A 4,533-nucleotide genomic window follows, 5' to 3' on the forward strand; every position below is an offset into this window, starting at 1 on the left:
CGTACCCCTGCTGGGGACGCAAGATCTGATCGAAGACCGTCTGTCCGTCGCTGGGGCGCACCAGCACCAGCCGGAGCAGCTCCGCAGCGCTTCCCAGGCTGGTCGTGTCCACTTCCAGGATCAGGCTGGTGGGAAGGGCCAGCAGCGCCTGGGCCCAGGCCATGCCCTCGGGGTCAGGCAACGCCGGGAGCTCGTTGACCGCCTGCTCCAGCTCGCGCAGCAGCGCCTGCAGCTGCTGACGGTGTGCCAGGCGATGCTCCACCTCGGCAACGGAGAGCGGGCGAGGCAGCGGCTCCAGGACGGTGGCACTCAGCTGCTCGATCTGGTGCAGGAGAGTCGTGAGGTGGTACAGAGAGTCCATATCGCTCCTTTCTGGACCCATCGCATGGGCGCGATGGGTCCTGTGTGGGTGGAATAAAGAGGGGCACGTGGTCTGAGGAAGCCTTCAGGAAGTGGGCCGTAGGGGATTCTGCGCCGTCACGGGCCGCCAGTCCAGGCCCCAGGCCTGGCGCAGGCGCATCAGAATCAGCTCGGCCCGCTCCGGCGCCCGCCGCGCGGCATACACCCAGAACCGGCTGCGGTGCTCTGGGGCCATCGGGTCCTGCTCACGCGCCTCCGGGTCCTGGCCCGAGAGCCAGATCACTTCGGTGCCCGCCGCATCCGTGTAGTGGTATTGTGCCGGCAACCAGCCCCAGCGGCGCCGGCAGGCCGGCAGGCTGAAGGAGAGCCGAAAGCCCTCCCTCTTGAGCACGCTGCTCACCTGCGATCTGACGATGCGAGTCAAGACGAAGGCCGTCCAGCCCACCTCGGCAGCGGGCTGGCTGAAGGATGAAGTGGAAGTCATCTCTGCCTCCAGTGCTCCATGAGCGCCAAGACATCTGAGATATAGGCCGCCGGGACATTGTTATCTGCCGCCGGCGCATACACTGGCAGGATCTGTTCGACGGTCAGCAGCCCCCGCGGGAAATACTCCCGCGTCAACAAGGCCGCGAAGTCGGTGTAGCTGGCCTGCCAGCTCGGGTACCAGCGGTATCCTCCGAGACATCGGGACCAGGACGGCGTACAGCGAATGTTGCCGAGGGAGTGGGTGGCGCGCGCCACTCCCAGGGTGCCGAAATGCGACTCGTGCCAGAAGATGGCTAAGGCAAATGCCGGATTGATGCCGGCCTGCACCATGACGTCATAAAGGATGTCCCCCGTGCCACAGGCCGGACTGCCTGCGGCACACAGCAGCCGATCGACCTGCGCCCGCCCAATCGTGGGCGGTCCCTGTACGCGGGAGATGCTGGCGGAGGTGCGAGGGATGCGCCCGGGGGTTTGGGGGCCTCTCGGAGCGGGAGCGCTGGCGCCAGCCAGACCCAGCCGATCAGGCCCGCTGAGGACCAGCGCCAGCAGCCCCCACAACAGCAGGAAGCCGCTGACCAGGAAGAACAGGCGTTTCATCTCGACACTCCTTCTCCCGCTATATCCAGGAGGCGAGCCAGAGCGCGCCGATCAGGAGCAAGGCCCCCACCAGCCAGAGCCGTTGCTGCCGCCACCAGGTCAGCAGCAGCCAGCCCCCGAGCAGAGCGCCGGCGACCAGTTCATCGAGGCCCCAGGCCAGCCATGATGGCGGCGGCTGCCAGCCCTTTGCCAGGGCCAGCCCGTTGACGACCAGCGCCAGCACCCAGAGCAGCACGCTCCAGCTTCCACTGACGCTGATCCCGCGCTTGCTCCAGGGGCACCCGTCGACAGGAACCGACGCCCTTGGGCGGGTCTGCACGCGCACGCCGGCGCCGACGCCCGACGGCGCTGGGGGGAGGGCCCGCTCTCCCTCCAGCCGGCCTGTCTCCTCCTCATACCAGAGCACCCCTGTGGGAAGCTCCATGAGCAGCCATCCGTCCTCCGTCGCACTGGTTGCTTCGGGGGACGGATGGCACACCACGTAGCCCTCTTGCTCTGGCTGCGGCCTGACCTGGCCACCCGCCGCTTCAATGACGTGGCGGGCTTCTGGAGTCAGTTCGTGCACCACATAGCTTGGGAACATGGGGTGAGGTTCTTGCATGAGACACCTCTTTGCTGAGGACCGACCCAGGGGAAATCTCCCCCAGGCATGGGACTGGGAAAGCCAAAGTGGATAGGCAGCTCAGGAGAGCGTGAGGGGTCGTCCTGGACGCCGCTTCATCAATCGCCGCAGCTCGGCCCGATACCGCCGCCGCGTCGAGGGCGGAAACCGCTCCAGGGCTTCATGCCACTCATGGAGCCCGCACAGCAATCCCCCCAGCACGATCATGCCGGTCCCTGCCACTCGCTGACGGCGACCTTGCTCAAACCAAAGCGGCGCGGTGTAGCGGTCGTACAATCGGCCTGCCGTCAGGTCCAGGACCTCCAGCGGCAAGATGGAGTCATGGCGCTCACACACAATCAGCTGGAGCAGGCGGCCAGCGGGCTGCAGATGCAGCCGCTGCCTCCAGTAATCGGATGAGCGGACCAACGTCAGCGCCTGCCACTCTCGCCCATCCATCTCGATCCAGTAGCGATGGTGGCCTCCCTCTGCAGGTCGGACCTGCAGCTGCAGCGACGGAGCCAGGCGCAGCAGCAGGCGGTCCACCAGCTTCCAACGCGAGGAACTCTGTGGCATACCTCTGCTCCTGGGGGAATGCTCGCGGGGCGTTCCAGCTCACCCCCTCTCAGAGGGGATGAGATCCTTAGATAATCCGACGTAAGGTGCTTTGCCCACCCTGTCCGGGGGCGGGCAGCTGCAGCCGCTCCACCGTGCTTTCGACCACCGTCACCGCGGCTTCGCCGATCTTGCCCTCAATCCGATTGAGGACCTCCTCCCTGCGTCGACGGAGGGCCATCTCTTCCTCTCGTTGCTGCCGCCGGATTTCCGCCTCATTGAAGGCTTCTTCAATGCGGATTTCCGCCCGGCTCAAAGCCTCGATGGCTTCCTCTTTCTTGGCCTGTTGCGCCAGGAATTTCTCCAGTGTCTGGCGGGAGTAGATCGCCATGAACACGGCTGCCGCCACATCGAAGAGCGAGGGGGCGATCGAGCGGAAGAGGATCATCGCCTGCTCTGCCGGCCTCACCCCTCCCGGAGCGAGCGCGGAGAGCAGCCAGTATTGCGTGTAGGTACCGCCGACCGCGAAGAGGATAAACAGACTGATTGCCGCAAAGAGCAGCCAGACCATCCGCCGCTCCTGCTGCGTCCGTCCAATCGCACGGGCAATCGCCAGCACCAGGGCGGCAAACGCCTCTTCCACGAAGATCGCCATCAGGTAGACGCCCACCACTTCCGCATCCGCTCGCCACGGCCCGACAATGGCCGCCGCAATGGCAAGACCGATACAGCCGGCCAACAGCACACTGCCAACGGTGAACAGGAGCATGAACAGCAGCACGACCGCTCGCACCAGGAGCGGCTCGTGGTCTTCGTCAAAGGTCTCAATGAGGCGCTCCATCCGGTCCCGCCGACTCAGCGGTTCCTCTTGCTGGGACTCTGGGTCATTGAACTGCTCCGCTCTGCGCTGGCGCGCGACTCGTTGCCACCAGGAAGCCATCCATCTGAGCCAACGCCTCATGGTTCTTTCTCCTTCCGATAAGAGAGGGGCTTTCGACTCCATCTTGGGGAAAAAAGCCACACAACAGGGGCGACTCCGACCGCCCAGGGGAGGAGAGACGCCCCTTTCCACTCACACCCCGCTCACACCCCGCTCGGAATGCGCTCAGACTCCACTCACATTCCTCATCGGCTCTGGTGAGCGCGTTGATGCGCATTCATGCACCTCTCTGCTATGAAGCAGGAGTCTGCGCAGAGCCTGTTTTCGCTGCGCGGCGCCGCTCTTTGTTGGCCTTGCGCTGTGCGGCCAACAGGAGTCGCTCGGCATTCGACTCGGCGCGCTGGATGCGCTTGACCACGATCGCCTTAATGTCAATGAACACCTTCTCCATGTAGGGCGATTGCGCCCGGTCAATGCGCTGATCCATCTCATCCCGCAAATCGCGAAGCAGTTGCAGGTCCTCTGCCGAAATCATCGTATGTACCTCCTCTGAAGATAGATCCTTTCCTTGGGAGAGCAAGGAAGGAGAGCACTCTGATTGGTCAATCCTAGACCGGACCGGCTGGCTCCCTGCTGGCGGTGACCCGTCCCTCCCTGCCGCTGCGTCGCGTCAGAGGCGACCACCGCCAGCCGGCAACCAGCCCTGCCAGGTCAGGAACTCGCTTCAGTGTCCTGCTCTCCTGGTTTTCTTGCCAGAGCACGCGCCAGCTCCGTCAGCTCCTCCTGGATGTCAGCGCTCATCGCCCGTTCGGTCGCCGAGACCTGGCGATCAAACCGGACCAGCGTGACCACCATGCCAATCACGCTCACCACTGCGCCTACGAGAACAATCGCCAGCATGACCGAGAGCACCATGTCAAGCATAGCTGTTCGTCTCCTCTTTTTCAGCAATTCCTTCCGGCCATCGTCTCATCCCCCCAGGAGCCCCAGCCTGGCCGCACAGGCCAGGCAGAGGATTTTCCTCGGCGGGGGTTCGTCGATCAGTTCGAAGGCA

At 64.5% G+C, this 4,533-nt stretch carries 8 protein-coding genes; all 8 read right to left on the reverse strand.

Annotation, left to right across the window (positions count from 1 at the left end; all coding sequences use genetic code 11):
• Positions 1–361, reverse strand: a 361-nt coding sequence (locus IRZ31_RS20330) for a hypothetical protein (RefSeq protein WP_297157279.1), incomplete at its 3' end; no start/stop codon positions are given.
• An 84-nt stretch (positions 362–445) separates the two neighbouring features.
• On the reverse strand, positions 446–844 hold the full coding sequence (locus tag IRZ31_RS20335) for a hypothetical protein (RefSeq protein WP_297157282.1): 399 nt from the start codon (positions 842–844) through the stop codon (positions 446–448).
• A complete protein-coding gene (locus IRZ31_RS20340) occupies positions 841–1,443 on the reverse strand; it encodes a glucosaminidase domain-containing protein (RefSeq protein WP_297157284.1) in 603 nt (200 codons plus the stop codon). The genes IRZ31_RS20335 and IRZ31_RS20340 overlap by 4 nt, the downstream gene beginning before the upstream one ends.
• Positions 1,444–1,462: 19 nt before the next feature.
• Positions 1,463–2,044, reverse strand: coding sequence for a hypothetical protein (locus IRZ31_RS20345; protein ID WP_297157287.1), 582 nt, complete (start codon positions 2,042–2,044; stop codon positions 1,463–1,465).
• Between the two features lie 81 nt (positions 2,045–2,125).
• A complete protein-coding gene (locus IRZ31_RS20350; protein WP_297157290.1) occupies positions 2,126–2,620 on the reverse strand; it encodes a hypothetical protein in 495 nt (164 codons plus the stop codon).
• A 67-nt stretch (positions 2,621–2,687) separates the two neighbouring features.
• Complete coding sequence (locus IRZ31_RS20355; protein WP_297157293.1) at positions 2,688–3,560, reverse strand: hypothetical protein; 873 nt, start codon at positions 3,558–3,560, stop codon at positions 2,688–2,690.
• A gap of 211 nt (positions 3,561–3,771) precedes the next feature.
• Complete coding sequence (locus tag IRZ31_RS20360) at positions 3,772–4,014, reverse strand: hypothetical protein (RefSeq protein WP_297157296.1); 243 nt, start codon at positions 4,012–4,014, stop codon at positions 3,772–3,774.
• A gap of 176 nt (positions 4,015–4,190) precedes the next feature.
• The gene (locus tag IRZ31_RS20365; RefSeq protein WP_297157299.1) at positions 4,191–4,403 is read right to left on the reverse strand and encodes a hypothetical protein; all 213 of its coding nucleotides are present in this window, start codon (positions 4,401–4,403) and stop codon (positions 4,191–4,193) included.
• Between the last annotated feature and the right edge of the window lie 130 nt (positions 4,404–4,533).

Source organism: Thermogemmatispora sp., assembly GCF_019683635.1.
Taxonomy (GTDB): domain Bacteria; phylum Chloroflexota; class Ktedonobacteria; order Ktedonobacterales; family Ktedonobacteraceae; genus Thermogemmatispora.